The sequence below is a fragment of the Sphingopyxis sp. NFH-91 genome (genome assembly GCF_021401285.1).
Lineage (GTDB): Bacteria > Pseudomonadota > Alphaproteobacteria > Sphingomonadales > Sphingomonadaceae > Sphingopyxis > Sphingopyxis terrae_A.
The window spans coordinates 286,359-304,451 of the sequence record NZ_JACBGA010000003.1; the positions used below are offsets into that span (position 1 = coordinate 286,359).

16 protein-coding genes are annotated in these 18,093 nt (G+C 59.4%); 9 read left to right on the forward strand and 7 right to left on the reverse strand.

Annotation, left to right across the window (positions count from 1 at the left end; genetic code table 11):
• From L0963_RS09500 to L0963_RS09510, 3 genes are all read right to left on the reverse strand, one after another.
• On the reverse strand, positions 1-1,170 hold the full coding sequence (locus tag L0963_RS09500; protein WP_003046498.1) for an efflux RND transporter periplasmic adaptor subunit: 1,170 nt from the start codon (positions 1,168-1,170) through the stop codon (positions 1-3).
• A gap of 109 nt (positions 1,171-1,279) precedes the next feature.
• Positions 1,280-2,587: a TolC family protein gene (locus tag L0963_RS09505; protein ID WP_037553274.1), complete on the reverse strand. Its 1,308-nt coding sequence runs from the start codon at positions 2,585-2,587 to the stop codon at positions 1,280-1,282.
• Positions 2,588-2,652: 65 nt separating this feature from the next.
• On the reverse strand, positions 2,653-3,015 hold the full coding sequence (locus L0963_RS09510; RefSeq protein ID WP_003046504.1) for a hypothetical protein: 363 nt from the start codon (positions 3,013-3,015) through the stop codon (positions 2,653-2,655).
• A gap of 446 nt (positions 3,016-3,461) precedes the next feature.
• Here L0963_RS09510 and L0963_RS09515 point away from each other — a divergent pair, with 446 nt between their 5' ends.
• The 8 genes from L0963_RS09515 (at position 3,462) to L0963_RS09550 (ending at position 12,182) form a co-directional block, all read left to right on the forward strand.
• Positions 3,462-3,836, forward strand: a complete 375-nt coding sequence (locus L0963_RS09515; RefSeq protein ID WP_037553271.1) for a DUF3703 domain-containing protein — start codon at positions 3,462-3,464, stop codon at positions 3,834-3,836.
• A gap of 49 nt (positions 3,837-3,885) precedes the next feature.
• A complete protein-coding gene (locus tag L0963_RS09520) occupies positions 3,886-4,224 on the forward strand; it encodes a hypothetical protein (RefSeq protein WP_003046510.1) in 339 nt (112 codons plus the stop codon).
• A 65-nt stretch (positions 4,225-4,289) separates the two neighbouring features.
• Positions 4,290-5,525: a TolC family protein gene (locus tag L0963_RS09525; RefSeq protein ID WP_003046513.1), complete on the forward strand. Its 1,236-nt coding sequence runs from the start codon at positions 4,290-4,292 to the stop codon at positions 5,523-5,525.
• Positions 5,522-6,784 carry an efflux RND transporter periplasmic adaptor subunit gene (locus L0963_RS09530; RefSeq protein ID WP_003046516.1) on the forward strand — a complete coding sequence of 421 codons (1,263 nt, stop codon included), beginning with the start codon at positions 5,522-5,524 and terminating at the stop codon, positions 6,782-6,784. The genes L0963_RS09525 and L0963_RS09530 overlap by 4 nt, the downstream gene beginning before the upstream one ends.
• A 17-nt stretch (positions 6,785-6,801) precedes the next feature.
• Positions 6,802-9,963, forward strand: coding sequence for an efflux RND transporter permease subunit (locus tag L0963_RS09535; protein ID WP_037553392.1), 3,162 nt, complete (start codon positions 6,802-6,804; stop codon positions 9,961-9,963).
• Between the two features lie 117 nt (positions 9,964-10,080).
• A complete protein-coding gene (locus L0963_RS09540) occupies positions 10,081-10,677 on the forward strand; it encodes a cation transporter (protein WP_003046522.1) in 597 nt (198 codons plus the stop codon).
• 590 nt (positions 10,678-11,267) lie between these two features.
• The gene (locus L0963_RS09545; protein WP_234179285.1) at positions 11,268-11,672 is read left to right on the forward strand and encodes a rolling circle replication-associated protein; all 405 of its coding nucleotides are present in this window, start codon (positions 11,268-11,270) and stop codon (positions 11,670-11,672) included.
• Positions 11,673-11,930: 258 nt separating this feature from the next.
• Positions 11,931-12,182, forward strand: a complete 252-nt coding sequence (locus tag L0963_RS09550; RefSeq protein ID WP_234179286.1) for a hypothetical protein — start codon at positions 11,931-11,933, stop codon at positions 12,180-12,182.
• Between the two features lie 14 nt (positions 12,183-12,196).
• Here L0963_RS09550 and L0963_RS09555 read toward each other — a convergent pair whose 3' ends face one another.
• The 4 genes from L0963_RS09555 to L0963_RS09570 all read right to left on the reverse strand — a co-directional run bounded on the left by L0963_RS09555 (position 12,197) and on the right by L0963_RS09570 (position 17,294).
• Positions 12,197-13,225: a hypothetical protein gene (locus L0963_RS09555; RefSeq protein ID WP_234179288.1), complete on the reverse strand. Its 1,029-nt coding sequence runs from the start codon at positions 13,223-13,225 to the stop codon at positions 12,197-12,199.
• A 443-nt stretch (positions 13,226-13,668) separates the two neighbouring features.
• The gene (locus L0963_RS09560) at positions 13,669-16,122 is read right to left on the reverse strand and encodes an SIR2 family protein (RefSeq protein ID WP_234179289.1); all 2,454 of its coding nucleotides are present in this window, start codon (positions 16,120-16,122) and stop codon (positions 13,669-13,671) included.
• A 199-nt stretch (positions 16,123-16,321) separates the two neighbouring features.
• Positions 16,322-16,603, reverse strand: a complete 282-nt coding sequence (locus tag L0963_RS09565) for a hypothetical protein (protein WP_234179291.1) — start codon at positions 16,601-16,603, stop codon at positions 16,322-16,324.
• A 226-nt stretch (positions 16,604-16,829) separates the two neighbouring features.
• Complete coding sequence (locus L0963_RS09570; protein ID WP_234179294.1) at positions 16,830-17,294, reverse strand: hypothetical protein; 465 nt, start codon at positions 17,292-17,294, stop codon at positions 16,830-16,832.
• 87 nt (positions 17,295-17,381) lie between these two features.
• On the opposite strand from L0963_RS09570, the gene L0963_RS09575 reads away from it, so the two are divergent.
• Positions 17,382-18,056, forward strand: coding sequence for a recombinase family protein (locus tag L0963_RS09575; protein WP_234179296.1), 675 nt, complete (start codon positions 17,382-17,384; stop codon positions 18,054-18,056).
• Positions 18,057-18,093: the final 37 nt, after the last annotated feature.

Below are 18,093 nucleotides of genomic sequence, written 5' to 3' on the forward strand. Positions count from 1 at the left end.
TTATTCCTCCTCGCCCGCGCCCTTGCCGAGTTCGGCCTTGAGCAGGAATGCGTTCTTGGTCGCGACGATCTGGCCCGGCTTCAGCCCGGCGAGGATTTCGACACGGCCCGCGCTGCGCTGGCCGACGGTCACCTGCTGCGCGCGGAAGCCGTCCTTCGTGCGGACAAACACCACGTCGCGGCCTTCGAGCGTCTGGAGGGCTTCGTCCGCGATCACGATACGGGCCGGCCCACCGGTTTCGGCGCCGCGGCTCGGAAGCAGCCGCACCCGGACCGCCAAGCCCGGCTGGAGCGCCCCGGGTACGTCGAGCACGGCGGTTGCCGAGCGCGTGTCGCCCGACAGGCCGGGCGTGACGGCGCGCACGCGGGCATCGATCGTCCGTCCGTCGGGAAGTTCGATGATCGCACGGTCTCCGGGCGAGAGCCGCTGGGCATCGGCCGGACCGACGGCGGCCTCGATCTGCACCTTGCTGGGATCGGCAACGCGGAACAATTCGGTTTCGGGCTGAACGAAGGCGCCAAGGCTGGCGTTCTCGGCCGTGATCCGTCCCGAGATCGGGCTTGCCACGATGACGCTGCTGCCATCGCGCGTGACCTGCGCGGCGCTCGCTGCGGCACGCGCGCGCTGCGCTTCGGCCGCGGCGGCCGCGGCTTCGGCTTGCGCCTGCTCATAGTCGACGCGCGCCGACACCTTCTGGTCGAACAGGGTCTTCTCGCGGTGGAGATTTTTCTGCGCGAGCGTCGAGCGCGCATCGGCGGCAATCCGTTCGGCCGCAATCTGGGCGGCGTCGCGGCTTTGCACGATCGCGATCGTCTCACCGGCGCTGACCGGATCGCCGAGCCGCTTGAAGAGACGGGTGACCGCGCCGCCCGCGCGGGCGGTGACGATCGCCTCGCCGCTCGGCGCGGCGGTAACGGTCGCTTGCGAGATGATTTCCGAACCGAGTCCGCCGGCGCCGATCGTCTCGACGCCGATCTCGGCGGCCTTGATCGCTTCGGGCGTGATGGCGAGGCTGCTCGGAAGGGCTTCGCTCGCCGCTTCCTTTTCGCCTTCGGCAGCCGGCGCGGCGGCCGGGTCGGCGGTGCAGCGTGCAACGCCGAAGCCCGTGACGGCAGCGAGTATCATGGCGCCCGCGACAGTGCCGAGGAGACGCTTGTCCTTGGTGATCATATTCTATCTCCGCTGTTGATGCGGTTCGCGCGCCGACCGGCGGCGCACCCCTGTTGACTTGGAAGGACGATGGCGAAGGCGCCTCCGTCCACTGGAAGGCTCGGTGCGCTCATGGCTGATGATCCGCATCGCCGTCGGCGGCTGCCTGGCGCGATAGGATGGCGCGGGCTTCGGCCCGGGCCTGGCGCGCCGCGATCAGTTCGGCCTGCGTTGCCGCATAGGCCTGCTGCGCGTCGATATATTCGACGAGCGAGGACTTGCCGGCGCGGTAGCTGAGTTCGGCGAGCCGGACACCTTCGCGCGCCTGCTCGATGCCGCTACCCTCAAGCGCCGCGAGGCGGGCCTCTGCGGCTTCGAGTTCGGCCTGCGCATTGGCGATCTCCGCCTGAGCATTGACCACTGCATTCTCGCGCCGCGCAATGGCGGCGGCGACATCGGATTTGGCTGCCGAGATGTTGCCGCGGTTGCGGTCGAAGACGGGGAGCGGCACGGAAACATTGGCGATCAATGCGCGATCGCCGGTGTCGCGAAGCTGACGCACCCCGAAGCCGACCGACGGATCGAGCCGGCCATCGGCGCGCTGCCCCTGGAGCCGCGCTTCAGCAATCAGCTTCTCGGTTTCTGCCAAGCGAACGTCGAGCGTCGCGAGCGAGTCCACCGTCTCCGGTGCCACCCACATATCGCCTTCCATCAACTCGGCAGGCGGGACCGAGCTTCCAAGGAGCGCCGCGAGCGAACGCCGGGCGGTCCTTTCTTCGGCCTCGGCCGTGCGTAGCTCGGCGGTGGCCTGAACGAGAGCCGCATTGGCGCGGAACGCACGGAGCGGCGGCTCGTTGCCGGTATCGACCATGGCCTGTGCCACGCGGACGAGTTCGCGGGCACGCGCTTCATTTTCGCGTGCGAGCGCGAGGCTATCGCGGGCCGCGAGAGCGGTCGCGAACTGGTTGCGGACATCGAGCGCAAGATCTGCGCGTGCAATCTCCAACTTGTACTTCGCGGCCAGAAACTCGGCGTCGGCGAGCGTCATGCGCGACCGGCGCCGGCCCCCGATATCGAGACGCTGATTGACCGACACGGTCGTTTCGAGACCGTTCAGGCCCGAGTAGGGGCCGGTGCCTGCGAAATTCTCGACATCGACATTGAGCGTCGGATTGTAGCGATAACCCGCCTGACGCTGGCGACCGCGAGCGGCCTCCACTTCGGCTTCGGCGGCAACCACGCGCGGCGAGCGCGCGTCGGCTTCCTCCATCGCCTGCGCGAGGGACAATCGAGCGGGAAGCGGGCCGGTACGCACGGCCTCGCCTGCGGAAGAAGGCGGTCCCACCAGCTCCGTCGCTGCCGACTGGGCAGCGGCGGGCGCGGAATTTGAGCCTGCAACGAGCGCCACGAGACTCGCGGCGACAACTATGGATTTCATGAAAAGGAGACTCCTGACGTTTCCAGGGAGAAGCGCACGCGAAGGGCACGCGCAGACCTAGAGCGTCAGGCGATTGGAGGGCGGAACGTCCCGATATAGGCGACGGGCGGCAAGGCGGCCGTCAGGATGCGCGTATGCGCTTCAGGGGCAGGCGTTTCGGTCGCTGCCGACAGCGATTCCGCCGGGACGCCCGAATGGTGACCGTGGCAGCCATGAGCGGCGGCAGGCACCTGCTGCTTTTCGCCGGGAGAGGATTTTTTCTTGTCGACTTCGGCGCCTTCGATCGCCGGTGCGGGAACGCAGCCGGCTTCGATCACAGCAACGAAAAGGCTCGCCTCGGCCCGATCCTCGGTCGCATGTGCGAGCGACCCCGCAACCGTTCCGGATGCAAGGAGAAGGGTCAGGAGGAAGAGGATCACCCGTCGCATTGAAACCGGCCCCTAGCATCGAAACGGCGCGGTGAAAAGTAGAAGATTTTCAATCAACTTCGGCGGCACTCTTCGAACCCCCGAACCGGCTCCGTAATTTTATCTCATGGAGGTAAGAGAGCAGTGCACCTTGCCCCTCTATAGTTGCAGATGCGCCTCAAGAAACAGGATATCGGCCGAACAATCACGCGTTAAGCACAATAATTCTACAATTGTCTTTCACTCTTATTTCTATCGCTTCGCTATTGGCCCCCGCCTCCTTTGTTCGGGACGACATTCGAGCGATATGCTTCCCGTGAGACGAGGGGGTAAATCGGACGCAGAGCGGCACAGCGTCCTGCCGGAACATCAGGGCTTGACCCTGTATCTACTACAGGGTGCAAGAGCCTGCCCTGCACAAAAAAGGGGGAAAGAGGATGGTGCCGCCGACAGTAAATCCCGTGAGCATGGCCGTCATCGAGCCGCTGCTGCGCGAGCAATATCGCCTGTTTTGCGAATCACGCCGAATCGGAGATGAAGCCGCTGCGTGGCAGGCGCTGGAATGGGAACATATATTGAGCCAGCCCTATATGGGCGCGCATCTCGCCTCCCACTGGCACATGTTTCGCTATGCGATCGAGCTCGGCGATGCCCGTGAAGCTACCGGTCAGGCAATGCGGTTCCTGCTCGTCCCGCTCGGTTCGCTGACCGGCCGCCTCCCCGCAGGGAATAATGGTCGCGCGCGGGTGAGCGCCTTCGAGCCGATGCCGATGCCGCAGGCCCTCGAAGCGCTGATCGAAACGGCCCGGTCGACGGAGAGCCGCGCTGCGCGAACCGATTGATCCGGTTTTGGACTTCCGGAACGGGTCATTCGCTGTTAGGGGCGCGACCATGTCCGGCGCTACCCTTCGCCTGTTGCTTGTGTTCATCCTGCTGCTCAGCGGGCTCCACAATGCTGCGCCGGCGATGGCGGGCATGACGCACCATGCGACGGATTCGCATCTTTCGCACCATGTCGAGCCGGGCCATGCGTCGGACAAGGACACGCAAAAAGGTCAGCAGGACGCCGACCTCCACGGCAGTCACCATAATTGCCCGGTCGCATCCGATCAGGCCCTTTCGGGTCATGACGATCTGTCCTGTTTTTCCGGCGGCCTGCACTTTGCGTTGCCCGCGACGCGCCTCGCTTCGCGCGCGCTCGCACCGCCCCTGAACCCTCCCCTCGCCTGAACGCCGCCTGCCGCGCGGCCCCTTTTCGGCCTGCGCTCAGTCGAATCGTTCAGGAGTGATCATTCATGCATATCCATATGCGCGCCGCCCTGTTGGCCGGGGCTGCGCTGCTGGCGGGGTCCGTTTGGGCCCAGCCGCTAACGCTCGACCAGGCGGTCGAGCGGGCCATCGCTGCATCGCCCGAGCTTAGAGCGGGCGAAGCGGGGGTCGACGCCGCGCGCGCCGACCAGCTGCAAGCCCGCGTCCGTCCCAATCCGACCGTGTCGGTCGACATGGACAATGGCGTCGGGACGGGCGGCTATGGCCTGTTCCGGCAATCGGAACTCACCGTCACCTATTCGCAGCCGCTCGAACGCGGGGGCAAGCGCGAGGCGCGAATGGCGCTTGCCGAGCGCGGTGTCGTTCTCGCCGAGGCGCAGTGGCGGCTCGTCCGGCTCGACATCGCCCAGGAAGTGCAGCGCGCCTATATCGACGTCCAGATCGCCGAGCAGATGGTCTGGATCGCAGAGGATCGCGTCAAACTTGAAAAGGAGATGCGGACCGAAGCGATCAGGCGCGTGCGCGGCTACAAGGATCCGCTCTTCGTCGAGACGCGCGCCGATGCCCGCATTCTCGAAGCCGAACTGGCCCTGAAGGAAGCCCAGGCGAAGCGGCAGTCCGCACGCGCATTGCTCACCTCCTTCTGGGGCGGCACGCCTGACAGCCTCGTTATCGCCGAGGGGATCGAGAAACCCGATCCGCGCGATCCGCCGCTCGCCGAAGCCGACGCGGCGGTCTTCGACGCCGCCGTCGACCGGGCCCGCGCGCAGGTCGTCGTCGAGCAGAGCCGTGCGCACCAAGACTATACGGTCTCGGGCGGCACGCGCTTTCTTCGCGAGACCAATGATGTCGCCGTTCTTGGCGGCATCTCGATCCCGCTCGGACGGTTCGACCGCAACCAGGGCAATATCGCCCGGGCGCAGGCCGAACGGCGGCAGCTCGAGTTCCAATCCGAAGCGAGCCGGCTCGAGCGGCTGCGGCGCCTCGCGTCGCTGCGCGCCGATGCCGACGCCGCACGCGTCCGGGCCGAGGGCATCATGAACGACGTCTATCCCAAGGCGGTGAAGACGCTCGGCCAGGTGCGCGAAGGCTATGCCCGCGGCGGGTTCCTGTTCGCCGACGTACAGGATGCCGCCGACGTCATCATCCAGATCCAGGGTCAGTGGGCCGAGGCCATGACACGCTACCGCGATTTGCTCGCGGAGATCGATCGCCTGACCGGCCGCTTCGATGCGGCTCCCCTTGCGGAGAATATTCCATGAAGAAGTTTCCATTTCCCGCCGCGGCTGCGGCGCTGTTCCTTGCTGTGCCTCTCGCTGCCTGCGGTGGCGGAGCCGAGGGCGAAGACAAGCATGAAGAAGGCGAAAGCCACGCTGAGGGCGAAGGCGAGGAAGATGCCAAAGGCCCGAACGGTGGCAAATTGCTCAAGAATGGCGATTTCGCGGTCGAGGTCATAATCTTCGAGAATGGCACCGAGCCGCAATTCCGCGTTTTCGCAACGCGGGACGGCAAACCGGTCGACCCGAAGGATGTCCAGCTCGCCATCACCCTCACGCGGCTTGGCGGCGACGTCGATCGCTTCACCTTCCGCCCGCAGGGCAAATTCCTCGCAGGGCAAGGTGTCGTCACCGAACCGCACAGCTTCGACGTCGAGGTTGTCGCGGTGACGGGCGGCAAGCGGCACGTTTGGAAATATGCGAACCCCGAAGGGCGCACGCGGATCGGGGCTGACGCCGCCAAGGCCGGAGGCATCGAAACCGCGGTCGTCGGACCGGCGACGGTGGGCGAAATGCGCGAACTCTACGGCACCGTCCAACTGTCGCCGACCGCCCGCTCCGAAATTCGCGGCCAGTTCCCCGGCCGCGTCGTCTCGGTGACCAAGGCGGTGGGCGACAGCGTCCGCCGTGGGGAACTGCTCGCGCGCATCGAGTCGAGCGAGAGCCTCCAGGTCTATCCGGTATATGCGACGGTCGGCGGCGTGATCGCCGAGCGCAACGCCAACCCCGGCGACGTCACCGACGGGCGCGCACTCTATGTGGTCACCGACCCGGCGCAGACCACGGTCGTCTTCAACATCTTCCCCCGCGACCTCGCGATCATACGTCCGGGCATGCGGGTGACGGTGGAGACGCAGGACGGCGCCGAAATCGCGACCGCGCCGCTCGGGCAGTTCCTGCCCGACGGCAATGTCGAGGCGGGCACTGCGCTCATCCGCGCGACCATCCCGAACCGCTCGGGAACGCTCCGCCCTGGCATGGCCTTGCGCGGCCGCGTGATGGTCAACCCCGTCACCGTGCCGCTTGCCGTGCGCACCGAGGCGATCCAGCCCTTCCGCGACTTCAAGGTGGTCTATGCCAATTTCGGGCAGGACTATGAGGTCCGGATGCTGAAGCTCGGCCGTTCGTCGCCCGAATGGACCGAGGTCCTGTCGGGCATCAAGCCCGGCACCGCCTATGTCACCAAGGGCAGTTTCCTCGTTCGCGCCGACATCGAAAAGTCCGGCGCGGGCCACGACCATTGATCGGGGAGCAGGATAACATGCTAGCCAGAACCATAGGCTTTTCGATCCGGCAACGATGGCTCGTCCTCGCGGTGGTCGCGCTCCTCTGCGCGATCGGCGCGTGGAGCGCGACCAAATTGCCCATCGACGCCGTTCCCGACATCACCAACGTCCAGGTCCAGATCAACACCAAGGCGGAAGGCTATTCGCCGCTCGAGTCCGAGCAGCGCATCACCTATCCGATCGAGACCGCGATCGCGGGCATCCCGAACCTCAACTATACCAGGTCGATCTCGCGCTATGGCCTGAGCCAGGTCACTGTCGTCTTCGAGGACGGGACCGACATCTATTTCGCGCGCCAGCAGGTCAACGAGCGGCTCCAGGCCGCGCGCGGCCAGCTTCCGCCCGGGATGGAGCCCGAAATGGGCCCGATCTCGACGGGCCTCGGCGAAATCTTCATGTTCTCGATCGAGGCCGAACCGGGCGCGCGAAAACCCGACGGCACGCCTTATACGGCGGAAGACCTCCGGACGATGTCCGATTGGGTCATCCGGCCGCAGATGCGCACGATTCCGGGGGTCGCCGAGATCAACACGATCGGCGGCTATGCCCGCCAATATCATGTGACACCCAACCCGGCCTCGCTCGCCTCGCTCAATCTCTCGCTCAACGATGTCGTCACCGCACTCGAGGCCAATAATGCCAACCGCGGGGCCGGTTATGTCGAGCGCAGCGGCGAACAGATTCTGATCCGCGTGCCGGGTCAGGCCAATAATGAGCGTGACCTGTCGCAGATCATCGTCACCACCCGCGGCGGGGTTCCGATCCGGATCGCCGACGTCGCCGATGTCGCGATCGGCTCGGGGCTCCGCACAGGCGCCGCAACCGAAAATGGCAAGGAAGTCGTCCTCGCGACGGTCTCGATGCTGATCGGCGAGAATCCGCGCGTGGTGGCGCAGGCCTCGGCCGAACGCCTCGTCGAAGCCTCGCGTGCGTTGCCGAAGGGTGTCGTTGCCAAGCCGCTCTACGATCGCACCGCGCTCGTCGAGCGGACGATTTCGACGGTGCAGAAGAATCTCGCCGAGGGCGCGCTGCTCGTCATCGTGATCCTGTTCCTGCTGCTCGGCAATTTCCGGGCCGCGCTGATCACGGCGGCGGTCATTCCGGTCGCGATGCTGATGACGCTGACGGGCATGCTCCAGACGCGGACATCGGCAAACCTCATGAGCCTCGGGGCGCTCGACTTCGGCCTCATCGTCGACGGGGCCGTCATCATCGTCGAGAACTGCCTCCGCCGGCTCGGCGAGGCTCAGCACAGGCTCGGACGCCTGCTCGACCGCGACGAGCGCTTCGGCCTAGTCGCTTCCGCAAGCGCAGAAGTGATCAAGCCGAGCATCTTCGGCATTATTATCATCACCGCAGTCTATCTGCCGATCTTCGCGCTCGAGGGCGTCGAGGGCAAAACCTTCCATCCGATGGCGATCACCGTCGTCCTCGCGCTTACCGCCGCTCTGCTGCTGTCGCTCACCCTGGTTCCGGCCGCGGTGGCGCTGTTCGTGACCGGCAAGGTCGAAGAAAAGGAAAATTGGCTGATGCGCGGGCTCGGCAAGGGCTACCGCCCGATGCTCGACCGCGTCCTCAATTGGCCGAAGGCTGCGCTGGCTGGTGCTTTGGCGCTTGTCGCGCTGAGCGGCGTGGCGGCGACCAGTCTCGGGTCCGAGTTCATCCCGGACCTCGACGAAGGCGATATCGCGATGCACGCGATGCGCATTCCGGGGACGAGCCTCACCCAGTCGATCGCGATGCAGGAGGCGCTGGAGAAGAGGATCAGGCAGTTCCCCGAAGTCGAGCGGGTGTTCGCGAAGATCGGCACTCCCGAGGTAGCGACCGATCCGATGCCCCCGTCGGTCGCCGATAATTTCATCATGCTCAAGGACCGGAAGGAATGGCCCAATCCGAGAAAGACGCGCGACCAGCTCGTTGCCGAACTCAACAAGGCGGCGAACGAGGTGCCAGGGAACAATTATGAGTTCACCCAGCCGGTGAAGATGCGCATGAACGAGCTGATCGCCGGCGTTCGCGCCGACGTGGCGATCAAGTTGTTCGGCGACGACCTCGATCAATTGCTCGAATCGGGGCAGGCGATCGAGGAAGTCGCGGGCGGGATTGCGGGCGCGCAGGACGTGAAGCTCGAACAGGTCACCGGCCTGCCGATGCTCTCGGTCACGCCCGATCGCGACAAGCTCGCGCGCTACGGTGTCAGCATGGAAACGGTGCAGGATGCGGTTTCGACAGCGACCGGCGGCCGTCAGGCCGGCGAGCTTTTCGAGGGTGACCGCCGCTTCGACGTCATCGTCCGGCTTCCCGAGGCCATTCGCACCGATCTCGCGTCGCTCGGCAATCTCCCCGTTGCACTTCCGGCCGGCGGCTTCGTGCCGCTTTCGGAGCTGGCGGAGATATCGCTCGCGGCGGGGCCGAACCAGATCAGCCGCGAAAATGGCAAGCGCCGCGCGGTGATCACGGCGAATGTTCGTGGGCGCGATCTGGGCTCGTTCATCGACGAGCTCACGCAAAAGGTCGAAGCTGAGGTCGTGCTGCCCGATGGTTACTACATCGAATATGGCGGCACATTCGAGCAGCTTCAGTCCGCGACCGAGCGCCTCCAGATCGTCGTGCCGCTGGTGCTGCTGCTGATCTTCGGGCTGCTGTTCATGCTGTTCGGCACGGTGCGCGATGCTGCGATCGTCTTCTCGGGCGTGCCTCTGGCGCTGACGGGCGGGGTCGCGGCGCTGGCGCTGCGCGACATTCCGTTATCGATCTCGGCGGGCGTCGGCTTCATCGCTTTGTCCGGGGTCGCGGTGCTGAACGGCGTGGTGATGCTATCCTTCATCAAGGATCTGCGCGAACGCGGAAAAGCGCTCGTCGAGGCGATCCGCGAAGGCGCGCTGACCCGCCTCAGACCGGTGATGATGACGGCGCTGGTGGCGTCGCTCGGGTTCGTACCGATGGCGCTCAATGTCGGGGCTGGGTCCGAGGTGCAGCGGCCGCTGGCAACTGTCGTCATCGGCGGGATCATCTCGTCGACGATCCTGACTTTGCTCGTGCTGCCGGCCCTGTACCTCCTGGTCCATCGACGGACCGCGAAGGCCGAAGAGGAAGAGCTGGCGCGCCCGAGCAGCGTCCCCAGCCCCGAAGGCTGAGACACTCCCGGATGGCCGCCATTCCCCCCTGTCGGCGGCAACCGAGAGTGCTGACTGGGGCGGAACCCAAGCGGGTTCCGCCTCCTTTTAGGGATGGTGAGGATTGAGGAGCTTGCAATGAATGAAAAAGCATCCGGGAGCGAACGCGAAAAGCGAACGCTCCAGATCGTTCTCGTCCTGAACTCGGCTATCGCGATCGCCTTCCTCGTAACCGGCGGGCTCGGCGATTCGAGCGCGCTCATCGCCAATGGGCTCGACAATCTGTCCGACGCCGCGGTCTATGCCTTGAGCCTCGTTGCGCTCAGCCACGGCCTGAAATGGAAAACCCGTGCTGCCACGGCATCGGGTGTCATGCTGCTGGTCTTCGCGGCCGGCGTCCTGTTCGATGTAGGACGGCGCTATTTCGAAGGCAGCGAACCGATCGGTCCGACAATGATGATCATGTCGGCCGTCGCTGCGGTGGTGAACTATGCTTGTCTGAAGCTCTTGCAGCGCATTCAGGATCCGGACGTCAACCTCAGAGCCGCGACAACCTTCAGCTACAACGACTTCATCTCGAACGGCGGCATCCTGATCGCGGGTGTCCTCGTCTGGTGGCTCGGTACGAACTGGCCGGACCTTCTGGTTGGATTTGCGACTGCGCTGATCGCGATCAAGGGCGGCATCGAAATCCTTCGCGACGCCCGCCAAGAGGCCAAACAGCAGAAAGATTAGAGCATGTGAGGCGTGTCGGATCGGCGGAAGAATGTTCGGACCTCTGCGAACAACGTCGCCGATCCTGCCCTAGAGGCACCCGACAGCTCGCTCCCATCATATTACGTCCTTATTACGCGAGGCAAAAATCGAGCCCACGTAACGACGCGTATTACGCCGCCATTCGGCGTAAGTGTCTGAAATTGTTAGGAAAACTGGAGCGGGCGAAGGGATTCGAACCCTCGACCCCAACCTTGGCAATATTCATCTCATTTATAACTAGATGATTTTCAAAGTCAAATTTTCCGACTTCTATATCCGTATATGATCCGAATATGGTAGAGAGAAATCATTATCAAACCTTATCAATGGGTTATTGCAGATCAAGCAACCTCTCTAAAGAAGGTGAAGGCAACAGAGATCATCAAGTGGGAGGAGGTGATGGGAATATCGTCTCGGAGGTATTGAGTGAAAATCGGACCTGTGTTTGGGTAATAAGACTTCTCTCAACACCCAAAAACCATTTAATGACTCACCATAAAACCAACAAAATTTACCAACAATCATTCCGTGAATTTACAAATCCATCTCGATTTGTGAATCCTATTGCTGTGACCCTCACCCTGAAACAGGGGATTAAGGTAGGTTCGTCGTTCGAACGGATCACACAAGATCGAGCAATACAGAACTATCGTCACTTCTCGAACCTGCTGAACACAGAGGTTTATGGGAAACGGTTCAAACGACACGGTGTCCGTGTCCAGATGGTCCCAGTCCTCGAAGGGGGTAACGGCACCCGTCTTCATTTCCACTGTGTGATCGATCGTCCCGACGAGGTCAGCTATAATCGGTTCTCCCGAATGATCGAGAATTCGTGGAAACGAACCGACTGGGGCTACAACCAGATCGACATCCAGCCGTCCTGTGACGAAGGATGGACTAAATACATTAGCAAGTTCCGTGGGAAGACCGACTACATCGACTCGTTCGATTGGTCCAACACCCACCTGTCCTGATCGACGGGTATAGACCCCTTTCAGACGACTTTCTCTCAGACCACCCCACCAACGAGGTTCGACCCTTCGGACCTTGATCCCTTGTTGTGTCTAAAAGACTTTTCAAAATCTCATTATGAAACTTGATGAGAATAGAAATTTACAAGCAGTTTCAACGAATTCAATCATCAAAAATTGTTCCAAAAAGCTCTATCATCCCGTTGATCGTTCCAACGAATTTCCAGATATCCTGCTAGCAGCCGCTATAAAGGATATGAAATGACAAAAGACGATCTGCCAGATGCCAACGATCCCCCAGCGATTTTTGAATTCGCTATGAGCTTCAACGGATATGAGCATTTTGGGTCGTTTGAGAAATGTTGCCATGCGGCAAATGCTCGTTCCAGAGCCTCGTTAGAGGATGTCCGGAACGAGCTATTTTTTTGTGCTCGGGCTTCTCGCCATCGGGGCGATTGGGAGTTCGTCGAGCGGTATGCGCAGTTATTGCCCTATTTTGAAAACTTCACCTGATCTGCCCTTGCGGCTTAGACGGCAACGATATCTGCATATTCGGTCATTGGCCCTATAGTTAGATGCAAGGGTTCAAGCAGCGAGGACGGCTTTTTTCTCGGGCAAAAGGCAACGCGAACTTCCTTCTGATACGCATATCCGAAGTGCTTTGCCATCTGTGGTATCCGGAATTTTGAGTAGTCTCTATACGGATCGTAGTAAATTACACTTCCTTCATATGGTATCCATTCTGGATAACGAGAAAGGAACGTTGAAATCAAGCGTTGCTTAAAGCGGACCGGGTCTTTGATTACTATTGCAGCGTCAGCTTCAAAATCCGTCGGCATACGATAATGGATGTTCTGGCATAGGCTGAAAAGGTAATAATCATCAAAAACGAGCGGGATGACGATATCATCATCGTTGAATGAGACCTTATGGCCATCGAAAACAAGGTGATCTTTTCCTTCCATCCGTTCCTTATATGTTGGTATGAAGAACGTTCGGCTTGTTTCATCATCTCGAACGGCGTTGAGCAGGTTCGCGTCATTGTAGAGTCCGGCGTTAGCTAATCTTAGTTCACCCTTCTGAAGCATCGGCTCAAGAAACTGACGCTTTCCGTACTTCACGACGATGGGCGTCGAGGGAGCGGAATAGCCCTCGAACATTGTGATGCCGATCGGTGTCCCGTGTTCGAAATATTTGACCAAAGGCGCTCGAGCCGACGCGATCACGTCTGGTGGCGCATGGCCGCCAAGTCGAGCCCCGTATTCCTCGAGCATATGAGTGAAGACCTGCATATACTCATCAGTCTCAGTGAATGGGACTAGCCCGATTTTGCCCTCTGGCGTGAGATCCATCGCATTCATGAAGATGTTGCAGAACCGCTCCGCGACGCGCTCATCTGGAGCCCCTACCAAATACGGATCGGTGAGATACATATGTCGCCACATCTCATGGCGCTTCAAACGCCCCGGCTGTTCCGACTTCCACTCATAATGTTGTCTTCGCTTATGAATGCCCTGGAGCCGTTCGCGGATCTGTTCAGCGCTAACCGTTGCCATCAGGTTGCTATTATCCCCCAAGATGGCGTTCTGCCATCATTCCGAGCGGACCTATCTTAACAATGACACTGTGCCGAGCACTGCTCCCAACAGACCTAAGAACAAAGAGATGGCTCCTAAGCGCGTGGCAATTCGAGATATCGGCTCTGACGCATGCCACCCCCACAACACCTCATCGAGCCAATTGGCAGGTTTAAAATCCACTTCGACCTCGTGGTCGTATGAAGAAATTCCAAGCCGGTTTCGTGTGCGAAGATCGACCGCGACGCTGTCCGGCTGATTCCTCCTTGCTCCGCGAGCTACCAACAAAACTGATTTTCCGTTGCAGCTCATTTTGCAGACGCGCCCCGCTGGCACGTCGCGTCTGTGCTTGCGATGAACGCGAACCATGCCTTGAAAGACATCTGCGGTTCTCAGTTCGATTATTTTCAGCCTACTGGGCACTAATCAAGGTCCCCAACCAACTCTGCCTCCATCTCACTGGCTGAAATATCGCTCAGGATGTTGGATTCTAGCCGCTCATAGTGCCGGATAATGGAGCTAATTTCCGGATCAGCCAAACGCTCGTAAGCCTTGTTGAGCTTCGCCATCGCGTCGTCGAAAACGGTGCGGTCACCGCTGTAACGCAGTATGTTGATGCCAACATTGCAGTAAGCCCCAAACACCCCTGTTGCATGTGCATGGCGCTGGGTGCCGACTAACGCCGCCTCTCGCGCCTGATTCAGAATGGCCAGCCGATCTTCAACTAAAAGCCCAGGGCTTTCGGTAGCGCGTGCAATTAGAAGCTCTATCTTCAATCGGGTGACGGGCGCATCGATTTTCCTGAAATCGGTTTCAAAAATTCGAATCTCGGTTTGAGCCTGATCGTATTGGCCAATGTCAGTTAGATTGCGGATCAGGCGATGCCGCGGCACCCTCTGTCCCGGAACCAGCGAAACTAGCTTACGCAAAAGTCGATTTTGCACCTCCTTGTCGGGAAGGCGGGGAATCCCCGTTTGGACGTTGCAAAGCTCGATCAGTGACCTAACCTCAATATCGTACGTTGGGACCGCGGTATCGATAATTTTGTCGTACAGATCGACGATCTTATTCGTGTCATTGTATTTATACTTCACGATAATTGCACTGATGACTGGGTGGCGGCCTCTCCATCCATAGATATGGTGCTTTGCATTGATCGTGTATTCATTGACGATATCCGTCATATTTTCCAATAGCGCCATGGTGCTAGCCATCGGGATACCCAATAGGCGGATGATAAGCTGCCGATGCACCTTCACGCCCACATTCTCGAGCGCTGCAACCAAGCGATATACATCCTGATAGACTTCATCGAGTTCAGCGAACTCTCGAAGAATAATGTTGTCGAAGCTCTCGGACGCAAAAATATTGCGCATACAAACGAACATGTCGGATTCGCACCGGTCGATGAGGCGCCGGCGCTTTTCCGCCCGAGTGAAACCGGAGAAGCTAGTTTCGACCAGCTTCGCTAGATCGGTGCTGGAGTCGACCAGCGAAAGCAGTCGCTCGATCTCCTCGCCACCGACTTTGGACAGCACGAAAAGCTTTCCGCGCTTGTAGATATTGGGAGACTTGATTCTTGGTTTCCAATGGTTCCTGCTGGATGCCATCAAGACCGTTAGTGAGCCTAGACCGGCACCGACGAGACGATCCACGAGATCATTGATTTCACGAATATGTCCGTGGGCCTCATCTACGAAGAGCACACCTTTTCGACCCGCTTTGTCCAGCGCACCAGCCAAGCTAAGCCAACAGTCCGGCTCTAGATTCAAATCGGTGCGGTGCTCCCAACAGCTATGGCCCTGGTTCGCGAGTGTGACCAATACCTGCCGGGCAGCAGTGGTTTTGCCGACCCCACTGGCTCCAACAACCGTCATGCAAATCCCATCTTCCGCTGAGATATGCGAGGCTATGCTCTGAGCTACCGAACGCTCGAACGTCAGTCCTCGATGAATATCTGCAAAGCTAGCAGGCCAACCCGCGAACATGCGACTGACATTAGATGTGCCGGTATCGAGTTCATGCTTTACATCGACTACGGTGGGAACGAGCTTAGGAAAGCTCTCCAGAATTGAATCCGACGGTTGATAATCGAACAGCGGCCCCGGAGATACCTTTGCCAAATTTGCAAAGAAGTCGTCGATTCCGCCAAATACGACATTGATGCCTTGACCACGATAGAGGTCCGCTCGCCCTTCATCGCGTTGGTACATCAACAGGCTGATCCTGCCGCCGACCATTGCCTTCGCATTTAGCTGAAGGGCCTTCGTGATTAGAGGCTTGATATCGTCGTCTGAAAGAGAGCTACCAATTATAATAAGATCGGAATCAGCCAGCTCAGCCTGTAGAGAAGCGAATATATGCTCCCGATAATCGATCGCATTATTGTAGTCTGATTCTGTTAAAATCATCCTAGATATATCACCGAACGACGGGTCCTTTTCGATCGTACCATGTATCTTAAAGAGCCTCGTATCCGCATTACGAGGAGAGTTTCCAAAATCGAAGTTGGAGGTGAACACCCCCAGTTGTTTCCCTTTTTTCTTATACGCTTGCTCGATGAGATCATCGTAGTTCGTCGTGTAAATTGACTTCCAAGCGTAGAGCGGGAGATTGAGAAGGCCCGCGGTCGGTTTGATGCCTTTGAAAAGGGAACGCACGTCGGTGATCATCCGCCGCCTATCCTTGGAGCGCTGCTCAACAAGCTCGGTAAATTCGGAGAGACTGAATCCTGCGGAAGTGAGTGAAAAGCGGGCCGACAAGTGATCGATGATCGCTTGAACGGTTGGGGCATTGGAAGGAATGGAAGACCCTGCTCCAAATAGAAGAATGGTATGCTCCGGCCGCAAATCTCGGACGAGTTCTTCAAGCTCCATCTTCGTCGTGTTCCCCAATTGCGGTCGCCATCGACCCATTCCCCAAGGTTAGCTACCGTGTCATCGGAGTCGAAAGCAATCGACGAGTTGCCATACTCAACGAGTGCGCACCACGACACACAAACGATCTATCCCATAATGGATGATAGACGGTTGATTGAAAAGCCGATCAGGCAAGGGGAGAGGCGCCTTACTCCGCCTACTTATTCCACTGATCGCGAATATGGCTTGCGACATTATCAGGCAAGTTTTCCCACGCAGAGTTATTGTTGGTTGCATCGACCACGTATATCGTGTCGCGCGCGTCCATTGCGGGCCAGATGTGATTCACAGCCTGTCGAGCGGTATAGGGCGAGTTCACATACCAAAATGACTTGTGAACCTTGGCCCAACTGCCAAGCTCTTTGATTTTGGCGATTACGCCATCGTAGTTCTGACCCGGCTGATACAGGTCGTAAGAGATGTGCAGATTGTTAGCCATGCCGACCTCGCACTGATTCGAGCCTGCCTCGCAGACCACACAGAGCTGGTAGCACGATTGGGGAATAATGGAAACATAACGAAAACATATTGGCACTATTGCTGAGGTAGATGTTCAACGCGCGCGGCTCGACTGCTCGCTCGACGCCTGCACCCCGCGAGCGGGAGCGATGAGACATTCCCTTCAGGCTCTCTTCCAGTACGCCTAATGGCGGTGGGCCAGTCGATTAGAACGGAGTTTCAATAACTAACGGGCCTCTGGGTACAAAATTGGATTTTAGTTTGGCCGTGGAAGACAGCTTGGTCAGATTCCGAATTTCGATGGGAACGGCCAATCGCGTCAAGTTGCTGACGACATAAAAGCTCTGCCACCTCCCGTCCGGGGCGGTCGTAGGAGGCCGAAACGCCGCCTCCTTCGCGGGTGCCGTGCCGTCAGATTTCGCACCCAAGTATCTTTCGAAGCGAGCACGATATGTTGCTCTGGGAACGCCGGAGACTGGTGTTCCCGAAGCGTAGAACAAGACATCAGCAGTCGCATCATCTCCGATCTGCTGAACAAACAACATCATCGCATCGACCGCATCGGTCCCATAGGTCACGTAGCCATGCTGTTGGCAGGTGGCCTCACCTGAAATCAGATGCTCGCTTGGAACAGGTGTCAGAAGCGCGACATCAGCGTTAGGCTCATCCATAAGAATCCGTCTCCCCCGTTGCCCAACCGCATTCGAGCCTTGATCCGTCAACGACAAACCTTGGTTTGATTTTGACGGAGGCATCGATTGGCCGATTACGTTGCATATTATCGGGTATCGACGACAAGCCAAGGCCGATCCGGCTTGGGGCTGGCTGCTCAGAAATCGAAAGTGCAAGAATTCCTGTCAGTCGATGATCGACTGATCGGTGAATTTGTCGAGGTCCAGTCCGGTAAGAGTGACGATCGGACTGAACTCTGGAAAGCGATCGCCTCTGCCAAGAAGCACTCGGCGAAGATCATCATAGCCAAGCTGGACCGATTTTCCCGGAAGGTCAGTTTCATTGCCGGGATCATGGAGCAGGGCATAAGTCTCGTCGTTGCCGAGATGCCTAATGCCACGGACTTCCAACTCCACATATTCGCTGCCCTTGCTCAGGAGGAACGGAGGCTGATTTCGGAACGGACCCGTGCAGCGTTGGCCGAGGCGAAGAAACGAGGTGTGATCCTCGGTTCGAATGGTCGGGTGCTGGCCGAACGGAATCGTCAGAAAGCCCTCGAAACAGCACGGCAGATGGAGCCGGTGATCAGACCGCTGCTTGATGCCGGTCACTCCTATTCAGCCATTGCTCGGATTCTGAACGACCAGGGATTGGCTTCGTCGAAGGGAGGCCGGTTTCATCCGCAGACCATTAAGAACATCGCTATCAAGTTCAGAAAACGTAGTGCGGAATGCATTTCATCTCAAAATTCTGGGAAATAATTTCTGCAAGGGCTTGTTCGAAAATACCTACCTATGT

What these genes read in the sequence shown, in the direction of transcription:
- L0963_RS09500 (WP_003046498.1), bottom strand. Translation starts at nt 1,170, where the DNA reads ATGATCACCAAGGACAAGCGTCTCCTCGGCACTGTCGCGGGCGCCATG.
- L0963_RS09505 (WP_037553274.1), bottom strand. Translation starts at nt 2,587, where the DNA reads ATGAAATCCATAGTTGTCGCCGCGAGTCTCGTGGCGCTCGTTGCAGGC.
- L0963_RS09510 (WP_003046504.1), bottom strand. Translation starts at nt 3,015, where the DNA reads ATGCGACGGGTGATCCTCTTCCTCCTGACCCTTCTCCTTGCATCCGGA.
- L0963_RS09515 (WP_037553271.1), top strand. Translation starts at nt 3,462, where the DNA reads ATGGCCGTCATCGAGCCGCTGCTGCGCGAGCAATATCGCCTGTTTTGC.
- L0963_RS09520 (WP_003046510.1), top strand. Translation starts at nt 3,886, where the DNA reads ATGTCCGGCGCTACCCTTCGCCTGTTGCTTGTGTTCATCCTGCTGCTC.
- L0963_RS09525 (WP_003046513.1), top strand. Translation starts at nt 4,290, where the DNA reads ATGCATATCCATATGCGCGCCGCCCTGTTGGCCGGGGCTGCGCTGCTG.
- L0963_RS09530 (WP_003046516.1), top strand. Translation starts at nt 5,522, where the DNA reads ATGAAGAAGTTTCCATTTCCCGCCGCGGCTGCGGCGCTGTTCCTTGCT.
- L0963_RS09535 (WP_037553392.1), top strand. Translation starts at nt 6,802, where the DNA reads ATGCTAGCCAGAACCATAGGCTTTTCGATCCGGCAACGATGGCTCGTC.
- L0963_RS09540 (WP_003046522.1), top strand. Translation starts at nt 10,081, where the DNA reads ATGAATGAAAAAGCATCCGGGAGCGAACGCGAAAAGCGAACGCTCCAG.
- L0963_RS09550 (WP_234179286.1), top strand. Translation starts at nt 11,931, where the DNA reads ATGACAAAAGACGATCTGCCAGATGCCAACGATCCCCCAGCGATTTTT.
- L0963_RS09555 (WP_234179288.1), bottom strand. Translation starts at nt 13,225, where the DNA reads ATGGCAACGGTTAGCGCTGAACAGATCCGCGAACGGCTCCAGGGCATT.
- L0963_RS09560 (WP_234179289.1), bottom strand. Translation starts at nt 16,122, where the DNA reads ATGGAGCTTGAAGAACTCGTCCGAGATTTGCGGCCGGAGCATACCATT.
- L0963_RS09565 (WP_234179291.1), bottom strand. Translation starts at nt 16,603, where the DNA reads ATGGCTAACAATCTGCACATCTCTTACGACCTGTATCAGCCGGGTCAG.
- L0963_RS09570 (WP_234179294.1), bottom strand. Translation starts at nt 17,294, where the DNA reads ATGGATGAGCCTAACGCTGATGTCGCGCTTCTGACACCTGTTCCAAGC.